This window comes from Paenibacillus sp. AK002, assembly GCF_053903045.1.
In genome coordinates, this window is the sequence record NZ_CP096377.1 from 4,709,870 (window position 1) to 4,731,364 (window position 21,495).

The window sequence follows — 21,495 nt, forward strand, 5'->3', positions numbered from 1 at the left end:
GTATGGATCGTTAACACCCTGTCGTTTCGGGTGCTTCGATCCATACGCTTTTTTAAGGAAGGGGTTCTTCCCCTAATTCTTAAGATACAAACGGGAGCTTGCCTCCCAAATCTCGCCCGGCGCCAAACCGAACAGACCGATCTCGTCCGCAGGCAAGTCCGTGTTCGGTGCATTAACCAGGTTGATCTGCGGTTCAGGACAGAAAAATTTGCGGGACGCCTTGCTGTTCCATACCATCCACTGCTTATACGAGTTGCCGACATCGTAAACGAATGTTTTGCCAAGCTTGGTATCCGTCAGCTCCATGCGGTTTCTGCCGTTTTGCGGAACGGCCGTATAATGGTTGTCCATCGAATCGAAATAGGGATTCACGCCGCTCGTGCGAAGCAGCTTTTCTTCTGCCGTCAGCGCTTGGAACTTGCCGGTCGGCAGCATTCGGTCGCTCATCTCCCACCGCTCGCCAATGGTGATTCTCACGACGCAATCATCCGCCGTGCTTTCCGGGGCAAAGGGAGCATTGATCGCCGTATGGAAAGCTAGCAGGCACGGCATGCTGCTGGTACCCTGATTCCGTATAAACACATGCTGTGCCAGGCCGTCCTGATTCAGCGTGTAGCGAAGACGGAAGGTGAAGCGGTGCGGAAGCATGGCATACACCGGATGATTCTCGTCAACCGTGACGGAGACCACCACATAACTCTCGGTCTCGCTGCTGCCATAATCCTCGACACTCCAAGGGGTCGTATGTAAAAAACCATGGAGGTGATTGCCCGTCTCTTCTTCATTTACCGGGAATTGATAGGTTTGTCCGTTCCAAGGAAACCGTCCGTCCTCATATCGGTTAGGCGGAAACAGAACAGGAATGCCGTGAACGCCCGGACTGGCTTTGAATGCTTCCATTTCGTTCTCTTCCGGCTCGCGCAGGAACCGGTAACCGCTTACGTTATCCCTGAAAGCGATGAGATTGCCTCCGATTTCAGGCAATATCGCCGCTTCATAAGGGCCATGCTGGAGCCAAACCGCACGCTCTCCCTGATACGATCCTTCATACGCTTTGTGGTTCATCGGGTGATCTCTCCTCTCAAGTGTGAACGTATATAGATTATCATACCAGTGCCCTTACTTCTATATGTTCGGGGTAGACGGGCTGACCCATCCCCCCTCTCACGGCCGGCCATTTAAGACGAAAGTTTGGCTTTTGAAGCGTTTGGCGGAATCGGAGCCTGGGCCGGCGGTTCGTTGGCTGCCGGCTGCGCGGCCGAAGCCAGCTCCTCATCCAGTTCCCTGGTGTACTCGGTTCTCTGCTGTTCGCTCCAGCCCAGTACGGTAGCCATATAATTGATCACGGGCACCTTCCATTTTCTCGTCCAGTCGATATGAAACAAGAGAGACCCCGTGCGACGGATAAAAAAGTCGGCAGGCTTCGATGCCATCTCGTGCTCAATGGCATACATCAGCGGAACCAATACCGACACCGGAAGCGCCGATGCCTCCGCCTGATCGGAGCCTTCCTTGGCCAAACGGAACAATTCCGCTGCGTTTGAGCCGTACATTCGCGCCCAGTGCTCGGCAAGCTTGCGGTCAATTCCTTGCGCCGCGCCGATCTCCGTCTGCTTGCGGACAAAATCCGGAAATTGGCTGGAACCGCCAACCTGACCGCCGGAAATCGGCAGATTCTTCGTTACGCTGGCGCCATATGCCTTACCGCCGCTTTCTTGAATCCGTTTCGCTACCAGGTCAACGACGGTGTCGGCCATTTTCCGATATCCGGTCAGCTTGCCTCCGGCAATGGTGATCAGGCCGGAGGGGGATTCCCAAATTTCATCCTTGCGGGAAATTTCGGACGGACTCTTGCCTTCCTCCAGAATCAGGGGCCGGACTCCGGCCCATCCCGATTCAACGTCTGCCGGACTTAGCTTTACGCCCGGAAACATATAATGGATGGCCTTCAAAATATAATCCCGGTCTTCCACCGTGATCAAGGGACGTACGGGATCCGCCTTGTAAACCGTGTCGGTTGTGCCGACATAGGTTTTCCCGTCCCGGGGAATGGCAAACACCATCCTGCCGTCGGGCGTATCGAAGTAGACCGCCTGGCGAAGCGGGAACCTGGATTGGTCGATGACCAGATGAACCCCTTTGGTCAGCTGAAGCATCTTTCCCTTCCTGGACTTATCCATTTCGCGCACTTGGTCCACCCAAGGTCCGGCCGCATTTACGATTTTGGTGCCGGAGACGGACTTCACAGCGCCGCCGAGCATATCCCTTACCGTAACCCCGGTAATCCGCCCATTCGCATCATAATTCAGCGACTCCGCCTTGGCGTAGTTAAACAGAACCGCCCCTCTGGCGGCCGCCTCCTTCATGACCTCCAGCGTCAGCCTGGCGTCGTCCGTCCGGTATTCCACGTAATAGCCGCCGCCCTTCAGGCCCTCCTGCTTCAGAAGCGGCTCCCGCTTCAATGTCTCGGATGCGGACAGCATGGATCGCCGTTCTCCCCGCTTCACGCCGGCCAGGAAATCATACACCATCAAACCTATGGAGGTACTGAACTTCCCGAAGGTGCCGCCCTGATGTATCGGCAGCAGCATCCACTCCGGAGTCGTTACGTGCGGTCCGTTCTCGTACACCACGGCCCGTTCTTTGCCTACCTCGGCCACCATGCCGACTTCAAACTGCTTCAAATACCGCAGCCCGCCATGCACCAGCTTGGTGGAACGGCTGCTCGTTCCCGCCGCAAAATCCTGCATTTCCACCAGCAGCACCGACATGCCGCGCGTGACCGCATCCAGTGCAATCCCCGCACCCGTGATTCCGCCGCCGATCACGATCAGATCGTAGGTGCCCTTTGCTATTCTTTGAAATCGATGCCCGCGGTCCAAACTTGAAAACGACTGTGACTGCTCCACATTAAATCCCTCCCAGTATGCTTTACCCTGTTTTTATCTATCGTTACCCTTCCCCAGAAAAAAGACAGCAAAAAAGAGACCACGAACACGCGGTAACAACCCCATATCATGAGGTTTCCGCGCCTAGTGGTCTCTCCAAGTCTCCAGACATCTATTCACTTATTGATCATTATACCATATAAAATGCTAATGAAAAGCCATTGCTGCATAAACGGCTTTTTTCCAGCCGCCGTATAATTGCTCCCTTGCGCTTTCCTCCATGGTTGGTTTGAAGCTTTGCCCCATGCTCCACTTGCTGCATATCTCCTCCTGATCCTTCCAGAAGCCGACAGCGAGCCCTGCCAGGTAAGCTGCACCGAGCGCCGTTGTCTCCGTAATGTCCGGCACTTCCACCGGGACGTTCAGGATGTCGCTTTGGAATTCCATAAGAAAGGTGTTGGACACCGCTCCTCCATCCACCCGCAGGGATTCGATATGAAAGCCCGAATCCTCTTCCATCACGGAGAGCACATCGCGCGTTTGATACGCAAGCGACTCGAGGGTTGCACGGATGAAATGCTCCTTCGACGTGCCTCGCGTCAGGCCGAAGACCGCCCCCCGCACATCGCTGTTCCAATACGGACTGCCAAGACCGACAAAAGCCGGCACCACATAGACGCCTTCGGTGGATGGGACCCGTCTTGCATAGGGCTCGCTGTCCTTGGCTTCGCGGAACATTCGAAGACCGTCGCGCAGCCACTGTATCGCGGAGCCCGCCACGAAGACGCTGCCCTCAAGCGCATACTGCACGCGGCCATCCAGTCCCCAGGCGATCGTGGTGATCAGCCCATGCTCGGATTGAACCGGCTTATCGCCGGTATTCATCAGCATAAAGCTGCCTGTTCCGTAGGTCGTCTTCACCATGCCTTCGGAGAAGCAGGTCTGGCCGAACAGCGCTGCTTGCTGATCGCCGGCCGCTCCGGCAATCGGAACCTCTCGCCCGAAGAAGTGATAGGATGCCGTATTGGAATATATTTCGGATGACGGCCTGACCTCAGGCAGCATGGCCTTGGGTATGTCCAGCAGCTGCAGCAGCTCCTCATCCCATTTCAATTCATGGATGTTAAAGAGCATCGTACGCGATGCGTTGGAATAATCGGTGACATGCACCTGGCCGCCCGACAGCTTCCAGATCAGCCAGGTGTCGATGGTCCCGAATATAATCTCTCCTCGCTTGGCCCGTTCGCGCGCACCGTCCACATGATCGAGGATCCATTTGATCTTCGTTCCCGAGAAATAGGGATCGATCAGAAGTCCCGTCTTCTCCCTGACCGTCCCGTCATGGCCTGCTGCAATGAGCTCCTCGCATATGCCGGCCGTCTGGCGAGATTGCCATACGATGGCGGGATATATCGGTTCACCGCTCTTGCCGTCCCATACCACGGCGGTCTCCCGCTGATTCGTAATTCCGATGCCGGCAATCTGCTCCGTCTTCACGCCCGCTTCGGATAAGCAAGTCGCAATGACCGCCAGAATCGAGCCCCATATTTCGTTGGCATTCTGCTCCACCCAGCCGGGCTTCGGAAAATACTGCGGAAATTCCCTTTGAGCGGAGTGAACGATTTGCCCTTCGCGGTTAAACAGGATCGCGCGCGAGCTTGTCGTTCCTTGGTCAAGCGCCAGAATGTACTTCTCCAAGCATCTTCTCCCCTTTCTGCTTATGCATTTAACCAAAGATAACGTGCAGATGGAAACGTTGTCAAATCCATTATTCCATCAAAGAGAAGCCCAGCAGGTCCTGCAGCAGGACCGAAGCCGCACCCATTAGCTTGTCCTCCTCGCCCAGGGAAGCCAAGCCGAAAACCATGTCATCCTTCAGAATCGGCATCGCATGCCGGTCGATATATGCGCTGACCATGTCCAGTAATTCCGGATTTCCATGCGCCAAATCCCCGCCTAATATCAACGCCTCGGGATTAAACATGTTCACCAGGTTGACGATGGCCGCACCCAAGTGCTCGGCCACTTCTTCATTCAGATCCCTCGCCAGCTTGTCCCCCTTGCGAAGGGCTTCCTTGAATACGGACGGAACAATTTTACTGTAATCCCCTCCGCTCAGCTCCTGGATCAGCGTCGGCCTTCCCGTTGCGATCGCCGTAATAATGCGGGAATACATAGCAATCCAGCTGATATAACTGTCGAGGCAGCCTGCATTGCCGCATTCGCAGCGGATTCCGCTGCGATTCACGCTCGTATGCCCGAATTCACCCGCACCGCCATGCTTGCCTCTTAGGAGATGATCGTTAATCAAAATACCGGAACCAAGCCCGTCCCCAATGGATATATAGATCAGATTCGCGAACGCGTAATCGCCGAACCGGCGTTCGGCCAGCACAACGGAATTCATGTCATTCTCAACCCAGGTCCGCATTCCGTAGCGGTCTTCAAATATCCGTTTCAGCGGAACATTCGTCATCCGCAGTTTCGTGTTATAATGCACGACGCCCTGGCTGTCGCTCACAATGCCGGGGACGTTAATGGAAATGCCGACGCACCGTTCCAGGTCCTCCTGACCTGCCATGAAATCATCCATCAGGTGCAGCAGCCGCTCGATAACCGCTTCTCCCTGGAGTCCGGCTATAGGGTGCGTTTCCTTTGCGAGCACCTTCGCCTCCAGATTCATCCGGGCCAGGATCATGACCGAATTCGTTATGCTTACGGCTAGCAGAAAGTGATTATCCGGATTGAATTTAAGCAGTATGGGTTTTCTCCCGCCGCTGGAGGAGCCTGTTCCAATTTCGGAAACATAGCCTTCCCTGATCAGTTCTTGAACGGCCGATGCCACCGTGGAGGGACTCAGCTTGTTTTTTTTGGCCAGTTCGATTCTCGATATAGGGCCTTCCGTACGGATCTTGTTCAGCACCTTGGACCGGTTTAGCGCCTGGATCAGCTTGTGATTGCCTTTTTTCATATTGTTCAAGCAAGTTCAACCTTTCTATGGGTTCTTCATTGTAGTGCGACTTTCTGTATCGGAAAAATGAGGTTAGAACCACTATAACATTTTCAACAAGCGGATATAAACTTATTCCATTCATCGAAATAACATACGGCGTAAGATTTGATAATGACTCTCTCATATTGTGAAAAAAAGAATTTAAAAGGATTTGAAATCGCTATCTTGAAAAATAAACAAGGTAATTATATAATCTTTCGCAATAGAAGCTGGTTATTCTGTCAAGAAAGATAGCATTGAGATGTTAACTTTTTTCGACTAATGGAATAACTATCGCTTTTTACACTCAAACACAAAGGGGGCGCTTTGGGGGATCGATTCACTTCGAACAAGCCACACGACCAACCACGCTTGATCAAAAACCATGTGAATTCAAGGAGGGTTATTTGATGAAAAAAAGAATGTCTGTCCTGATTTCGGTACTGTTCGTGTTCTCCGCCCTGCTGTCCGCCTGCGGAGGCGGCAATGCCTCCGGAGGAGATAATGGCAAGAAGGTTATCAACGTTGCCCTATGGGACGAAAATGTGCGGGACACGCTGGACAAATCCATCAAAATTTTCAATGAGAAGCATCCCAATGTACAGGTGAAGGTGACCTACACCCCATGGGCGGATTATTGGACCAAGCTGAAAACCAGCCTCGCCGGCAACAGCGGTCCCGACGTCTACTGGATGAACGGACCCAACTTTCACTCGTATGCCTCCTCCGGTCTGATCAAAGACCTGTCCCCCCTGATCGAGCAAAGCGGGCTAGATACCTCGGTTTATACCGAAGCGCTCGTCGATATGTATACCTATCAAGGCAAGCTTCACGGACTTCCTTACTTCCAGGATTCCGTAGGACTTTTCTACAACAAAGAACTATTTGACATGGCCGGGCTGCCCTATCCCGACGATACCTGGACCTGGGAAACGGTAGAAGAGAACGCAGCCAAGCTGACGGATAAATCGAACGGAATCTACGGCTATATTACGCCGATCGACAGTCAAATCGGTTATTACAACTATATTGCCCAGGCCGGCGGATTCGTGATATCCGACGATAAAAAAACGTCCGGTTACGATACGCCGGAAGCTCTTTCGGCATTCAAATGGCAGCAGAGCCTGATTGAAAAAGGCTACTCTCCGAATGCGCAGCAGCAGCTTGAAACCAAGTCGCGCCAGCTGTTCGGATCGGGCAAGGCCGCCATGTTCCCGGGAATCTCCGTCAACTCTCCGGAACTGCACAAGCTGCTTGGCGACAAGCTGGGCGTCGCGGTTCTGCCCGCCGGAAAGGAAAAGGCGTCCATCGTCCATGGACTCAGCTGGGCCATCAACGGCAAAACCAAGGTCGAGCAGGAGTCCTGGGAATTGATTCAGATTCTATCCGGGAAGGAAGGACAGGAATTGCTGGCTGACTCGGGCTTCTCGATGCCTGCTTACAAAGGCACGGAGGGTGGCTGGCTGAAATCCATTCCTTCGCTTGATCTGCAAGTGTTCGTCGACAGCCTGGAGTTTGCCGTCCCGTATCCCGTATCCCAAAAAACCGCAGAGTGGCAGGACGCGGAAGTGAAGGAAATCCAGGCCGCCTTCCTCGGCAAGAAAACGTTTGAAGAGGCGTTGAAAAATGCAGGTGAGCAGATGAATGCCATCCTTGCGACGGAAACCAATTAACGAACAGCCCTTCCAATACGGAACCTAAGAAAGGACGGTGCAGCCTGTGAGCTCTCCCATCACTGTGACCACGAAACCTCCTGAAACGACGGCCAAGCGAAAGGTCGGGAAACTTGCCTTTCACGAAGCCATGTGGGGATACATCTTCATTCTGCCTGTCGTGCTGGGCCTCGGTCTGTTCTACATGGCACCTTCCGCCGCCTCCCTGTTTCTGTCGTTTACTTCCTGGGACGGACTGACTGCCCCCCAATTCATCGGGCTCGATAACTTCGCGAATTTGATGAAGGACGACAAATTCACCGGCTCCATGCTGAACACGATGCTGTATACCATCGGTACGGTACCGTTATCCGTTGCACTGGCAACGGTGCTGGCGGTGCTGCTGAACCAGAAGATCAAGGGTATGGTCTTCTACCGCACGTTCTATTTCATTCCCGTCATCACCATGCCGATCGCGGTCGGCATGGTGTGGAAATGGTTGTACAATTCCGAATTCGGATTAATCAACCATGTGCTGGGCGTCATGAACCTGCCGCAGCCCAACTGGCTGTTTGACGAGAAATTCGCCTTGTTCTCCATCGTGCTTGTCAGCGTGTGGAGCAGCATCGGTTATAACGCCGTCATTCTGCTCTCGGGGCTGCAGGGCATCTCCGGCAGCTACTATGAAGCGGCTTCGCTTGACGGAGCGGGGACGCTGTATAAGTTCTTCCGGATTACGCTGCCTCTGCTCACGCCCAGTTTGTTCTTTGTCTTGGTCATGTCCTTCATCAATTCGTTCCAGGTGTTCGACCTGATCTTCATCATGATGGATCAGCAGACCACGATGCTCGAGTCCACCCGGACGGTGGTATACAGCATCTGGGAAGACGGATTCAAATACTTCAACATGGGGTACGCTTCGGCGCAAGCCTTCATTCTCTTCGTGGTCATTCTGATCATCACCATGGTTCAGATGTACATTCAGAAGCGCTGGGTCCATTACCAATAACAGGAGGTGCGTAGACGTGACTACTTCAACCCAAGCTGAAAAAGCAAGCCGCCTGGCGGTACACATCCTGTTAGCCGTCGGGGCGCTGCTCATGATCATGCCGTTTCTGTGGATGATCTCGACATCCTTCAAGTCCTTTGCCGACTCCATGTCCGTTCCACCGAAATGGCTGCCTGTGGAATGGCATCCGGACAACTACCTTCGTGTCATCCAAACCATTGATTTCGGCACTTATTATTTGAACACCGTCATCGTGACGGTGGGTCGCACCGCGGGCCAGCTCATTCTGTGCTCGCTGGCAGCCTATGCTTTCGCCAGCTTGAGGTTCCCGTTCAAGAATGCCATTTTTCTCGCCCTCCTGGCCGTATTGATGGTACCTTCCCAAGTCGTTATGATTCCGAGCTTTGTCATCATGCGCGAGTTCAACTGGCTCGACACGTTTTACGTGCTCATCGTACCCGGCATATTCAGTGCCTTCGGCACGTTCTTGTTAAGACAGTTCTTCATGACGCTGCCGAAGGATCTGGAGGAAGCCGCCAAAATCGACGGCTGCAGTTATTTCCGGATCTACTGGAATATCTACTTGCCGTTATCCAAGGCCGCACTCGTCTCGCTGGCGATTTTCACCATCTTAGCCTCATGGAACGATCTGCTGTGGCCGCTCATTATGACGAGCTCCGAGGAGATGCGAGTGCTTTCGATCGGGATATCCAGCTTCCAGGGGCAGCATTCCACCGATTATCCGCTGCTGATGGCCGGGGCCTTGATGGCCACGCTCCCCATCATTATCCTGTTTATCTTCCTTCAGCGATACTTTATTGAAGGCATCGCCATGAATGGGATCAAAGGATAACCGACTGAATCAGCCCACCATGTAAAAAAGGAGTGTACGATAAATGTTACACGTGTTAGTCATTGGTGCAGGCGCCATGGGAAAAACCCATGCCGCCGCCTATGCCTCGATGCCGGGAGTGAAGCTTGCCGGCATTGCCGATATCCGGCTGGAGAAAGCGAGGCAGCTTGCGGACGAATATGAAGCAGGCGCCTATCGTTCGATCGAAGCGGCGGTAGAGGATTTGGGTGCAGGTCAGATCGATGTCATCGACGTCTGCCTGCCAACCCCGCTTCACAAGGACTACGTCGTCAAAGCGGCGGACATCGGCAAGCATGTCATATGCGAGAAACCGCTGGCAAGAACCGAAGAAGACGCGCGATTCATGATCAACTACTGCCATGATAAGGGCGTACGCTTGTTTGTCGGTCATGTGCTGCGCTTCTTCCCGGAATACGTGAAGGCCAAGGCGCTGCTCGATCAAGGCAGCATCGGGATGCCTGCTGTCATCCGGGCTGGCCGCGGCGGCGGTTATCCGATCGGCTGGAACCATTGGTACAGCGATTTTGGAGCGAGCGGCGGCATTACGCTGGATGCGATGATCCATGATTTTGATTACCTGCGCTGGTGCTTCGGAGAAGTTGAGCGCGTCTATGCCAAGGGGCTGAACGGCCGCCACCAGGCTCAGCTGGATTATTCGCTGGTGACCCTTCGCTTCCGCAGCGGCGTCATCGCTCATGTGGAGGGCACCTGGGCACATGACGGCTTCTCCATGAATTTGGAGATGGCGGGCACGAGCGGCATCATTGACTATGATAGTGCCAAGGACAGCCCGCTTCTCTTCAAATCGCGGAGCAGTGCCGCGACGATTCCCGGCGTCGCCGTTCCGGAAAGCCCGCTTGAACGCAGTCCCTATTACCGGGAACTGGAACACTTTATGTCGTGCATCCGCGACGGAAGCGAGCCGCTGGTTTCCGCCGAAGACGCCTATGAGGCGCTTCGCATCGCACTTGCCGCTCTAGCCTCCATGGCCGCAGGCGAGCCAGTGGTTATCGGGGACGCTGCGCTTACCCTCACCTCGACATGAAATAAACGCTATCGATGTATTATCTGGAGAGCCCGCAGCCTGCAGATTTTGTTGCTGGATAAGGAGGGCAAGCCTCTGCGGGATATACTTTCTTATCACTAAACAAGGAGAGAAAGCCATGAAATTGGGAGTGATCAGCTTTGCGCATATGCATGCGTTCAGTTATGCCAAAGCCCTTCTCGGAATTGAAGGCGTGGAGCTTGCCGGCATTGCCGACCCTGTAGAGGAGCGTGGCCGGAAATACGCCGAGCATTTCGAAACCGCCTATTATCGGGATTATCGCGAGCTGCTGGACCAAGGCTTGGACGGCGTCATCGTGACATCCGAGAACGCGCATCATAAGGAGCACGTGCTGGCCGCCGCTGCGGCCGGGGTTCATGTGCTCTGCGAAAAACCGCTATCGACCAACATACAGGATGCACAGGACATGATTCATGCCTGCAAAGCAAACGGCGTGCTGCTGCAAACGGCATTCCCGGTGCGTTACAATACAACGGTCGTGCGGGCCAAGCAGATGATCGATGAGGGGAAATTAGGCCGCATTCTGGCCATGAAGGGAACCAACCGCGGACGCAATCCCGGCGGTTGGTTCATCGATCCGGAGCTCTCCGGCGGAGGAGCCGTCATTGACCATACCGTGCACGTCGCCGATATTATGCGCTGGATCACCGGTGCCGAGGTCAAGGAAGTGTACGCCGAGGTCGACCATCTCATCTCGGAAACTCCGATTGATGACAGCGGCATCCTGACCATGGAATTCGACAATGGCGTATTTGCTACGCTGGATTGCAGCTGGTCCCGCAACAAGGAGTTCCCGACCTGGGGCGACGTCACCCTGGAAATCGTCGGTTCCGCCGGGACCCTCAGCGTCAATGCCACCAGTCAGAAGCTGCACGTATATACCGATGAATCCGGATACCGCCATCAGGCTTGGGGCGACAGCATGGATGCCAGCCTGATCAGGGATTTCGTAGATGCCATCTCCTCCGGTGCCGCGGAGGCATCCGTTACCGGCGAGGACGGGCTTCATGCGCTAGCCGTGGCCGTAGCCGCCTACCGATCGTCAGCAGACAAGCGGACGATCGCGATGTCGGAGCTGTGATTGGATAACCGGCACAGAAGTCGTTTTCTCGTCGTATACGAGAAGACCTTCTGTGCTTTTTTTCATAGCGGATCCGTAAATCCTGGCCCAAATGAATGCTTGAATAATATGGATGGCGGGGCTATAATCACGTGTGAGTAATCGAGTTACCGGAACTTGAAGCCAACATTTTATACGATCGGGAGTGAAGCAACCTATGATTAAAGCAGGCGTGATGGGAGCGGGCGGCATGGGCGCCGTTCACATTAAAAATCTTCACGGGAACGAACATGTCCAGCTGGCCGCGATATGCGATACAAATGAAGCGTTAGCCAAACAGCAAGCCGAGCTTTACGGCGCGGCATATTACACGGACGGCAGCACGATGCTGGAGCAGGAGCCGCTCGATGTGCTGTATGTGTGCATTCCGCCGTTCTGCCATGGCGACATTGAAGAGCAGGCAGCTGCCAAGGGCATTCATCTGATGGTGGAGAAGCCGCTGGGGCTGGACGTCGAGTCCGTTCGCCACAAAGCCAAAGTCATTGCTGAAAGCGGAATCATCGCCGCCTCCGGTTACTGCCTGCGGTACCTGGATACGGTGGCGATCGCCAAAGATTTTCTCAAGGACAAAAAAATCGGCATGGTCCGCGCCCACTACATCACAACGCCTGTGCCAACTCCTTGGTGGCGCAAAAAGGCATTGTCCGGCGGACAGCTGGTTGAGCAATCCACGCATACCATGGACTTGGTCCGCTACCTGTGCGGCGACATCACCCGCCTGTATGCCGATATGAAACTGCTGCTGGTCAACGACATTCCGGACCTGGACATTCCGGATGTGGGCGCCATCCAATTCGTCTTGGATTCCGGGGCTGTCGGCCATATGCAAACCGGGTTTATCCAGTTCGATCACCGCAGCGGTATCGAGATCATGGGCCGGGATTTCCGGGTCGTCCTGGACGGAACCACGCTCTCCATCGTAGACAAGGAGAAGGAAGTGGTCTACCGCAGCAAGACGGACTTTTACAAAAATCTTACCAATGCCTTTATTGACGCTATTCGGAGCAATGACCCGAGCCTGGTGCTGGCATCCTACGAAGACGGCTTCAAGACGCTGGAAGTGACGCTGGCGGCCAATGAATCCGCCGAGACCGGCCAACCTGTAACGATTCAGCCATAATGCAATAAGGGCGTTCTCGCGGTCTGCAGACTTTGAGGACGCCCTTTTACTTTTCGTTTAACAACATGTTTCGTTCTGTTCATGCAGCGCAGTAAGCAGCCGCTTCACTGTCAGAGGCTTCTTGCCGCTTGGTTATCGCTGGGAGCGTGAAGATGCCCGTTCCACTCTTATAATCCAAGCGAAATGTATTTTACCTCCAGGAACTCCTCCATTCCGTAATGCCCGCCTTCCCGGCCGAGCCCGCTCTCCTTAAAGCCGCCGAACGGCGCTTGCGCTGTCGAAGGCACCGGATCATTCACGCCTACAATTCCGTAATCCAACGATTCGGCAATGCGTACCGCTTCACCCAGATTTTGCGTAAATACATAGGCGGCCAAGCCATACGGACTGTTATTGGCACGCTGCACGGCTTCGTCTATCGTTTCGAAAGTGGTAATCGGCGCAAGGGGTCCGAAGGTCTCCTCGTTCATGCACTCCATGTCGTCCGTAGCGTTCATGATGACCGTGGGCTCCACATAATTGCCGCCGAGCTCGGGCAGGGCTTGACCGCCTGCCAAGACGATGCCGCCTTTCTCTTTCGCATCCTTGATCTGTCGTACGACTTTATCCGCGGCTTCCCGATTAATCAAGGGACCGATATCAACCCCCTTCTCCATTCCGCTGCCTACCTTCAATTGCTTGACAAGCTCCGAAAACTTCGCAGCGAACTTCTCCGCGATCCCTTCCTGAACATAAACCCGGTTGGCACATACGCAGGTCTGTCCCCCGTTGCGGAACTTGGAAGAAATCAATCCGGCAGCCGCTTGATCCAGGTCCGCCTGATCGGTCACGATAAACGGGGCATGGCCGCCAAGCTCCAGCGATATTTTCTTGACGTTGGCCGACGCGCCGGCCATCAGCTGCTTCCCTACTTCGGTGGATCCCGTAAAAGACAGCTTTCTAACCCGGCTGTCCTCTTGCCAAACGCCGGAAATGTCGCTGGAAGACCCGGTTACGATGTTAATGACCCCGGCTGGAATGCCGGCTTGATCCGCAAGCTCCACCAGCTTGATCGCCGTGAACGGCGTCTCGCCGGATGGTTTGATCACCACGGTGCACCCCGCAGCCAGGGCCGGCGCCACCTTACGTGTAATCATGGAGGCCGGGAAATTCCAAGGCGTGATGGCGGCAACGACGCCAACAGGCTGCTTCGTTACAATGATGCGCTGGCGGCTGGATGATCCGGGGATGGTCTCACCGTAGATTCGCTTGCCTTCTTCCGCGTACCATGCCACGAAACTGTTGGCATATTGTATCTCGCCCGCCGCTTCCTTCAGCGGTTTCCCCTGCTCCGTGGTCATAATCCTTGCCAATTCGTCCGTATGTCCCGCGATCAGCTCATGCCAGCGGCGCAGCAGCTCTCCCCGCTCGTTCGCCGTTCTGCGGGACCATGCCGGAAAAGCATCGGCGGCCGCATCGACGGCAAGCCGGGCTTCCTTCTTCCCGCCTTTGGATACGGTACCGATAACCGTGCCGTCCGCCGGGTTATATACATCCATCTGCTCCTCGGTCTCTGTCCATTTACCGTTGATATAGATTTGATTTTGAAACATAACAAAAGACCTCCTAATCGATTTTTCAAGACTGAGAGTATGTGATATCATGATTGACTAAACATGATTTAACTTAGGGTCCGTCCTGCCTATTATCCGATATCCACTTACCCTAATGCAAAAAAATAAAACACCGGAGCTTCGTCAAGAAACTCCAGTGCTTCCATATTCATAGCTAAGCGTTCACCTATTTAACGGCTGCGTCTACTTCCGTGATCATTTCGGATACGGATGTCAATCCGCCTCCGGACAGATACCAGAAGTCAGGGTTCAAATACACGATGTTGCCCTCTTTCGCGGCATTGGTTGTGTTTACAAGCTCGTTCTCGACAACCGCTTTGGCGCCTGATTCTCCTTCACCCGTGGCTACCGCTGCACCGCGGTCCACAACAAAGAGATAATCCGGGTTCATCTCAACGATGTATTCATTCGAAATATCTTTACCGTGCGTGCTGACTTCAATGTTAGGATCGACGGCACCAAAACCGAACACGTCATGCAGAATGCCGAAACGGGAGCCTGGGCCGTACGCGCTGATTTTGCCTTCGTTCGCCAGAATGATCAGGGCTTTCTTGCCGGTTGCAGTAGCCTTCTCATTCAAAGCCTTGATGTTCTCGTCAATCGTGGCAAGCTCTTTTTCAACTTCGGCTTCTTTACCGAAGATTTGACCCAGCGTATTCATGTTCTCTTTGAAGGATTCCATGTATTTGCTTGTGTCCACGCCCAGGAAGATCGTCGGGGCAATTTTGCTGAGTTCCTCGTAAGCATCCTGCTGTCTGCCGGAAATAATGATCAGATCCGGCTCGATGCTGTTGATTTTCTCAAAGTCAGGCTCTTTCAGGCTGCCCACATTCTCATATTTCTCGTCTTCGAATTTGGACAGGTATGCCGGGATATTCGCTTGCGGAACACCCAAAACCTCAACGCCCAATTTATCCACGGAATCCAGAATGCCAAAATCGAATACGACGACGCGGGAAGGATTTTTCTTGACAGGCGTTTCACCCAGCTTATGGGTAATCGTGATTTCTTCGGATGCAGGCGGCGTTTCTCCCGCAGCATCGCCTCCAGCCGCACCGCTCGTTTTATCGTCCTGACCACAAGCCGCGAGCACAAGCGTGAACATTGCTACCATAAATAAAGCCAACCATTTTTTCATTCCTAACACCCCATTTTTTATATTTAAAATCTTTATAATTCAACATATATTTGAATTCATGGTTGAATATGTAATTCATTTTGGGCAGAGGAAACCATGCCGTCCTTTAACCAAGGCGGCCTAGTCCTTGTGCAGGGAGTGAGCTCGCTTCATCAGCTTCTCCCTGAGCCCATATCATATTTTCAAATCCCGAATCCTTGACGATTAACCGTAGTATACGCACACCCGATTGTCGTTAATCTCTTCGATCTCGATGTCCATGTCGTAGATGCCGCGAAGAACATTGCTCTGAATGATGTTCTCGGTTTTCCCTTCGCTTTCAATCGCTCCGTCCTTCAAGGCCACGATGTAATCCGAGTAGAAGGAAGCGAAGTTGATGTCATGAATCACGATCACGATCGTTTTGTTCAGGTCGGCGACAAGCTTTCGGAGAATCTTCATAATCTGTACGGAGTGTTTCATGTCCAGATTGTTGAGAGGTTCATCCAGCAGGATATACTCCGTGTTCTGGGCGATGACCATCGCGATATAAGCACGCTGGGTCTGACCGCCGCTGAGCTGATGAAGATATTTATGCTGCATATCCTCAAGCTCCATATAGGAGATGGCTTCATCCACGAACTTCTCGTCTTCCGCGTTCAATCGGCCTTGGGAGTATGGAAAACGCCCGAAGGATACAAGCTCGCGCACCGTCAGGCGGAGGCTGATATGGTTCGATTGCTTCAGAATCGAAACCTTCTTCGCCAGGTCCCCGCTTTTCCATTGACTGACCTCTTTGCCGTCCACCGTAATTTGACCGCTGTCCTTGCCCGTTAGTCTGCTAATCATGGACAGCAAAGTACTCTTACCGGCACCGTTCGGGCCGATAAAGGACGTAATTTGACCTTTCGGGATCGTAACCGACACGTTATCAACGACTTTTTTGCCGCCATAGACTTTCGATACGTTCGTAACCTGGATCATGCTTTACTCTCCTTTAGTAGCAGGTATATGAAGTAAACGCCGCCGATGAAGTTGATGATGACGCTTAGCGTAGTAGAGAACGTAAACACCCGCTCTACCACCAGTTGGCCGCCCACCAAGGCGATAATGCTAATCAGAATGGACGCCGTGATTAAGTGTGAATGCCGGTATGTTTTCATGAATTCATAAGCGACGTTGACCACAAGCAGTCCAAGGAACGTGATCGGTCCTACCAATGCGGTGGCCACCGAAATGAGAACCGCGACCACGATCAGAAGCCTCTTCACAACGTAATCATAGTTTACGCCCAGGTTGATCGCCTGGTCACGGCCCAGCGACAGTACGTTCAAGTACTTGGCAAACCGGGCAAAATACAGCAGGGTCAGCGCAACGACAATGACGGACAGGATGAGAAGCTCGGTCTTCACATTGTTGAAGCTGGCAAACATCTTGTCGGACACGTACTGAAACTCGTTCGGATCGATCAGCACTTCCATAAAGGAAGACATGCTGGAGAACAGGGTTCCAAATATCATGCCGATCAGCAGCAGGAAGTAAATATTGTTTCCTTCCCTCTGAAACAAAATCTTATATAGGATCCCGGCAAACAGGATCATCGCGCCGACATTGATCAAAAAGTTAACATTGCTGCCCAATTTATACAGCGTGAAGGAACCGAAGACAAAGATCACGGTCGTCTGGATCAGGATATACAAGGAATCCAATCCCATCACGCTTGGCGTCAGTATCCGGTTATTCGTGACCGTTTGAAACACCGTGGTAGACAGAGCGATCGCCCCGCCGGTCAGAATAATGGCAAGAACCTTCTTGATTCGTCTTGGAAGGGCGTAATCCCAATTGCCGCCAAGATCAATGAACAGAAAGACTGCCACCAGGATGATTGCCGCCGCGGCCAACAGGCCGAGTTTGGCTTTATAAGTCATAAGCCTTTCTCCTCATCAGTAAGAAAATGAATATACCGCTTCCGAGTACGCCCACGGTCAGACTAATCGGAATTTCATAGGGATAAATGATGATCCGGCCAAGGATGTCACAGAACAGTACGAACCCGGCCCCCAGCAGCGCGGTATGCGAAAGGCTTTTTTTCAAGTGGTCCCCTAAGTACAGACTGACAATATTAGGTATGATCAGACCAAGGAACGGAATCACGCCGACGGTCAGCACAACGGAAGCCGTAACCAGCGCAACGATGACCAATCCCAGGTTCACGACTCGCCGATAATGAAGTCCCAGGTTGGTTGCGAATTCCTCTCCCATTCCGGCTACCGTAAACTTGTTGGCAAACAGGTAAGCCAGAATCACAAGCGGGATGCTGAGGTACAGCATTTCATACTGGCCCTTCATGATCATGGAGAAATCGCCCTGCAGCCAAGCCGACATATTCTGTATAAGATCATATTTGTAGGCAAAGAAGGTCGCGACCGAACTGACGATATTACCGAACATAAGTCCTACCAGCGGGATGAAGATCGCGTCCTTGAACTTGATCCGATCCAGTATCTTCATGAAGATAAAGGTTCCTGCCAGCGCGAATACGAATGCCACGAGCATTTTGATAAGCGGGCCGCTTGTCGTAAAGACGAGCATGGCGACCAAGATCCCCAATCTGGCGGAGTCCATGGTTCCCGCCGTCGTCGGCGATACGAACTTGTTGCGGCTGAGCTGCTGCATGATCAATCCGCAGATACTCATGCTGACACCCGCCAATATGAGGCTGACAAGCCGGGGAATCCGGCTTACAAGCATAATATGCTGTTGTTGTTCTGTCATCGAGAACAGTTCCAGTGGCGAGATATCTTTAACTCCAATAAATAACGAAATTATGGAGAGTACCACAACGGCTGCGAATAAGTATCTAATCTTCATGGCTCTTCCTTCTATGCGTATGTCTGTCGAAACCCGGCAGTCAGCAATTCCCCAACCATTCTCATTGAGATTGATTATCAATTGCGTTCTGATATGGATTATATCATTCTCATTCTCAGTCGACAAGTATAATTGAGAATGAAAATCATTTAATTTGTTCATCCAAGTATCATTTGTTCATGATTTGTTCATAATATGGAGTTTCGCCGAGATCAATTTTATATCGCTGAGGCTGAGCTGCTTAGATTCGGGGTTCCCGAAATACATACATATTGGAAGCTGATTTAATTCTCAGTAACCGGGTATAAAAAATATAAATTAACTTTCCTTCGAAGCGTTGACAATACCTCTAAGTTATATTAATATGCTAACATAATTATTATTTCTAACTAAACGTAAGTTAATGTGAAATGATAATTCAACGACAGCAATTCAACTCAACATGCATATTTGCTTGAATTAAAGGACATCTTTGTTATCAGGCTTATGCAAACATGATTACATCAGGAGGTTTTTTCAATGTCTAAAGATTTTTCAGCAGCACTTAAGCATCGTCGTTCCCATTATGCCATCAGCAAAGACCCGGTCATTTCCGACGAACGCATCCAGGAGATTGTTAATGAAGCCGTTAAATATACTCCGTCTTCTTTCAACTCCCAAAGCGCACGCGTCGTTGTACTGCTTGGCGAACAGCATGACAAACTGTGGAACCTGACCGAAGGCATTCTGAAAGAAGTTGTCGGAGACGAAGAGGCTTTCAAATCCACAGCTGAAAAAATGGGCGCATTCCGCGCTGGATACGGCACGGTTCTCTTCTTCGAGGACAATAACGTAGTTGCCGACCTGCAGCAAAAGTTCGCGCTGTATGCCGACAATTTCCCGGTTTGGTCGAACCAATCCAACGGCATGCTGCAATTCGTGGTATGGACGTCCCTCGAGGCAGAAGGCCTGGGCGCATCCCTCCAGCATTACAACCCGTTGATCGACGAGAAAGTGAAGTCCGAATGGAACATTCCGGAAAACTGGAAGCTGATCGCTCAAATGCCTTTCGGCAAACCGGTTGCAGATCCGGGCGAAAAAGAATTTGCGCCGCTTGAAGATCGCGTGAAGGTATACAAGTAAGCCGTAGCCGGCATAAGCCGCCTATCCAAGTCCAGAGGATTGGAGCAGGCGGCTTTTTTATGGTGCCCTGCCATTGAAAACCTGCCGCCAAAACGATACAATAACACAGGAAGCAGGCCTTTCGCCTTCTGATCTTCGGAAGTTCTTGGAGCCGGCTTGATTACCAACTGCATATTTGATGTTTGGCTGTACTAGGGGTGCCATGTGCTGAGAGACGGCGGGCTGCCGTTAACCCTTATCACCCGATCTAGATCATACTAGCGTGGGGAAGTGTAGCATTTATGTTTATTTCTTTGCGTAGGCATAACTGCACTTCTTCATGGGGTGCGGTTTTTTTGCGTGGACTTAACAATGGGGAGGAAAAAAATTTATGAATGAGCTTGTATGCGGAACGAGCCGGATCGTGGGATGCCGGTTCTCGGTATTTCCCATGACGGATCGGTTCGTGGAAGTGATCACGGAGGCGCTTCGTTCCGTGGATTCGGAAAAGGTCTGGATCCAAACGGATGATGTAAGCACTTGTATTCGCGGACGTGCGGAGCATGTGTTTGATGTGACGAGAGCGATATTCGCTCATGCCGCGGCTAGCGGCGTGCACACGGTGTTTAACGGTACTTATTCTATCGGCTGCCCAGGCGATACGGATGCCGATGCGTATATGGACGAGGATTCGACCCGCTTAAACCACGATATCGGGGAACACGCCGATATCGAAACGGCCTGCCAATTCGCGCTTTACCCGATGGGTAGCGCCGATTACATGGATGTCATTTACGCAGAAGTGGATCGTGCGAAGGCAGCGGGCACATTCGGTGGAAGCGTTCATTACGCCAGCCGATTGGACGGGGCGTTGTCCCGGGTGTTCGGATCACTCGAAGACGCGTTCCAACATGCGATTCAATCCGACAGCAGCCATCTGGTCATGACCGCGGTGGTTTCGGCCCACAGCCCATCTCCCAAAGCCAAAGCTTAAGGTCCTTTCCAACAGATAAAGGCCCGGCAAGCGCCGGGCCTTTATCGATTGCAGGCAAGAATATTGACGGTGTTTAAACCCAAGCACTCAAGATGATTACGAGCAGGATAAAGAGAACCAATATAGTTCCTACTGAATTGCCCCATGCGCCGCCATATGCTCCGCTCATGAAGATCCCTCCTGGATTTAAAAGAATGACGTGAGTTAATCACGTTATTATCTTATTGCTTGTGGCGGGCGAGCGTCACGGCTAATGTACCCCCCTCTTTTTTTATGCAGGGCTTATTTATTCCTCATAACCGACCAGCAGCTTGCCTCCGTACGGGCTGAGGGCTTCCTCCGTCACTGCAATAAGGTCCGAAGGATCGTCCTCCCGATAAATCGCCAGAAGCGCTGCCTCCAGTCGATCCCCCATGGCTGGGCTATAGCCGTTGAACAAACGGAACAGCATCTTCCCTTCACCCGTCCACTCCCGGTTTGCCCTCAGCACGAATTCGCATAGAGTCGATGCTATTTTGTGTACCGTAAACCATTTTTCGCCTTCTCTGCGGGGACTTGTCAAGTCCAGCAAAAACTCGGTTAGCATGTAGCGGTATTCGGCAATATCGCTCGGCGACAAGGGCATGGGGCCGTAATTCAAATCACTCCGGGCATCCGCCCGAACCTCTTCTCCCTCAGGCAACGAACGCAGCACCGTACCTTCGGCGACCATCCGCTGTAAAGACGGATTCGCCGCCAGCACTCCCACGTCGAAATATTCGCGATAGGAGGATAAGGACAATATGAATATTTCCGCGATCCAGCCATGCGCTTCGATCGTCTTCCTGCTGAAGTCATGTCCGTCCCGTTCAATGACGATGATGTCCAGATCGGATTGTTCATTATATTCGCCACTGCTCGCGCTGCCGCCAAGTACGGCAAGCAAGCAGTCGGGATAATTTCGTTGCATGACGCGTATCGCTGCCTCCGTCGGTTCCAGTCTCATGGACGTTTCCTCCATTAATTCTCTCATCCGCCACAAAAAAGGGCTCAAAATATTAAATTCAACGAAAACCCCAAACGTACCTGAATCATATGG

The 21,495-nt window shown here is 52.5% G+C and carries 19 protein-coding genes and 1 riboswitch; of the genes, 8 read left to right on the forward strand and 11 right to left on the reverse strand.

Going from position 1 to position 21,495, the window contains the following annotated elements; translation table 11 throughout:
* Positions 1–72: 72 nt before the first annotated feature.
* The 4 genes from M1D70_RS20895 to M1D70_RS20910 form a co-directional block, all read right to left on the reverse strand.
* Complete coding sequence (locus M1D70_RS20895; RefSeq protein ID WP_456287818.1) at positions 73–1,065, reverse strand: aldose epimerase family protein; 993 nt, start codon at positions 1,063–1,065, stop codon at positions 73–75.
* 113 nt (positions 1,066–1,178) lie between these two features.
* Entirely contained in the window at positions 1,179–2,909 is a 1,731-nt protein-coding gene (locus M1D70_RS20900; protein WP_456287819.1) for a glycerol-3-phosphate dehydrogenase/oxidase, read from the reverse strand.
* Between the two features lie 186 nt (positions 2,910–3,095).
* Positions 3,096–4,586: a glycerol kinase GlpK gene (glpK, locus tag M1D70_RS20905; protein ID WP_456287820.1), complete on the reverse strand. Its 1,491-nt coding sequence runs from the start codon at positions 4,584–4,586 to the stop codon at positions 3,096–3,098.
* 70 nt (positions 4,587–4,656) lie between these two features.
* Positions 4,657–5,859, reverse strand: coding sequence for an ROK family transcriptional regulator (locus tag M1D70_RS20910; RefSeq protein ID WP_456290476.1), 1,203 nt, complete (start codon positions 5,857–5,859; stop codon positions 4,657–4,659).
* 431 nt (positions 5,860–6,290) lie between these two features.
* Between M1D70_RS20910 and M1D70_RS20915 the strand changes: the two genes are divergently transcribed.
* The 6 genes from M1D70_RS20915 to M1D70_RS20940 all read left to right on the forward strand — a co-directional run bounded on the left by M1D70_RS20915 (position 6,291) and on the right by M1D70_RS20940 (position 12,721).
* Complete coding sequence (locus M1D70_RS20915) at positions 6,291–7,553, forward strand: ABC transporter substrate-binding protein (RefSeq protein ID WP_009589846.1); 1,263 nt, start codon at positions 6,291–6,293, stop codon at positions 7,551–7,553.
* Positions 7,554–7,599: 46 nt separating this feature from the next.
* Entirely contained in the window at positions 7,600–8,541 is a 942-nt protein-coding gene (locus tag M1D70_RS20920; protein WP_090908115.1) for a carbohydrate ABC transporter permease, read from the forward strand.
* A 16-nt stretch (positions 8,542–8,557) separates the two neighbouring features.
* Complete coding sequence (locus tag M1D70_RS20925) at positions 8,558–9,394, forward strand: carbohydrate ABC transporter permease (protein WP_009589889.1); 837 nt, start codon at positions 8,558–8,560, stop codon at positions 9,392–9,394.
* 43 nt (positions 9,395–9,437) lie between these two features.
* Positions 9,438–10,460: a Gfo/Idh/MocA family protein gene (locus tag M1D70_RS20930; protein ID WP_456287821.1), complete on the forward strand. Its 1,023-nt coding sequence runs from the start codon at positions 9,438–9,440 to the stop codon at positions 10,458–10,460.
* A 118-nt stretch (positions 10,461–10,578) separates the two neighbouring features.
* Positions 10,579–11,562, forward strand: coding sequence for a Gfo/Idh/MocA family protein (locus M1D70_RS20935; RefSeq protein ID WP_009590008.1), 984 nt, complete (start codon positions 10,579–10,581; stop codon positions 11,560–11,562).
* A 196-nt stretch (positions 11,563–11,758) separates the two neighbouring features.
* The gene (locus tag M1D70_RS20940) at positions 11,759–12,721 is read left to right on the forward strand and encodes a Gfo/Idh/MocA family protein (RefSeq protein WP_009590016.1); all 963 of its coding nucleotides are present in this window, start codon (positions 11,759–11,761) and stop codon (positions 12,719–12,721) included.
* Positions 12,722–12,888: 167 nt separating this feature from the next.
* Here the strand turns inward: M1D70_RS20940 and M1D70_RS20945 are convergent, their stop codons facing one another.
* From M1D70_RS20945 to M1D70_RS20965, 5 genes are all read right to left on the reverse strand, one after another.
* Positions 12,889–14,313 carry an NAD-dependent succinate-semialdehyde dehydrogenase gene (locus tag M1D70_RS20945; RefSeq protein ID WP_456287822.1) on the reverse strand — a complete coding sequence of 475 codons (1,425 nt, stop codon included), beginning with the start codon at positions 14,311–14,313 and terminating at the stop codon, positions 12,889–12,891.
* A gap of 187 nt (positions 14,314–14,500) precedes the next feature.
* Entirely contained in the window at positions 14,501–15,472 is a 972-nt protein-coding gene (locus M1D70_RS20950) for a siderophore ABC transporter substrate-binding protein (RefSeq protein WP_456287823.1), read from the reverse strand.
* 204 nt (positions 15,473–15,676) lie between these two features.
* Complete coding sequence (locus M1D70_RS20955; protein WP_009589818.1) at positions 15,677–16,435, reverse strand: iron ABC transporter ATP-binding protein; 759 nt, start codon at positions 16,433–16,435, stop codon at positions 15,677–15,679.
* Positions 16,432–17,379, reverse strand: coding sequence for an iron chelate uptake ABC transporter family permease subunit (locus M1D70_RS20960; RefSeq protein ID WP_009589942.1), 948 nt, complete (start codon positions 17,377–17,379; stop codon positions 16,432–16,434). Before M1D70_RS20960 ends, M1D70_RS20955 begins: the two co-directional genes overlap by 4 nt.
* Positions 17,369–18,322, reverse strand: a complete 954-nt coding sequence (locus M1D70_RS20965) for an ABC transporter permease (protein WP_015736422.1) — start codon at positions 18,320–18,322, stop codon at positions 17,369–17,371. Before M1D70_RS20965 ends, M1D70_RS20960 begins: the two co-directional genes overlap by 11 nt.
* Before the next feature lie 519 nt (positions 18,323–18,841).
* Between M1D70_RS20965 and M1D70_RS20970 the strand changes: the two genes are divergently transcribed.
* The gene (locus tag M1D70_RS20970) at positions 18,842–19,444 is read left to right on the forward strand and encodes a nitroreductase family protein (RefSeq protein ID WP_009589776.1); all 603 of its coding nucleotides are present in this window, start codon (positions 18,842–18,844) and stop codon (positions 19,442–19,444) included.
* Positions 19,445–19,627: 183 nt separating this feature from the next.
* Positions 19,628–19,730, forward strand: a riboswitch (TPP riboswitch).
* A gap of 84 nt (positions 19,731–19,814) precedes the next feature.
* The gene (locus M1D70_RS20975; RefSeq protein WP_304147303.1) at positions 19,815–20,417 is read left to right on the forward strand and encodes a YkoF family thiamine/hydroxymethylpyrimidine-binding protein; all 603 of its coding nucleotides are present in this window, start codon (positions 19,815–19,817) and stop codon (positions 20,415–20,417) included.
* Between the two features lie 73 nt (positions 20,418–20,490).
* Here the strand turns inward: M1D70_RS20975 and M1D70_RS20980 are convergent, their stop codons facing one another.
* A complete protein-coding gene (locus M1D70_RS20980) occupies positions 20,491–20,586 on the reverse strand; it encodes a hypothetical protein (RefSeq protein WP_015736424.1) in 96 nt (31 codons plus the stop codon).
* Positions 20,587–20,703: 117 nt separating this feature from the next.
* The gene (locus M1D70_RS20985; protein ID WP_036671101.1) at positions 20,704–21,402 is read right to left on the reverse strand and encodes a nucleotidyltransferase domain-containing protein; all 699 of its coding nucleotides are present in this window, start codon (positions 21,400–21,402) and stop codon (positions 20,704–20,706) included.
* Positions 21,403–21,495 lie beyond the last annotated feature (93 nt).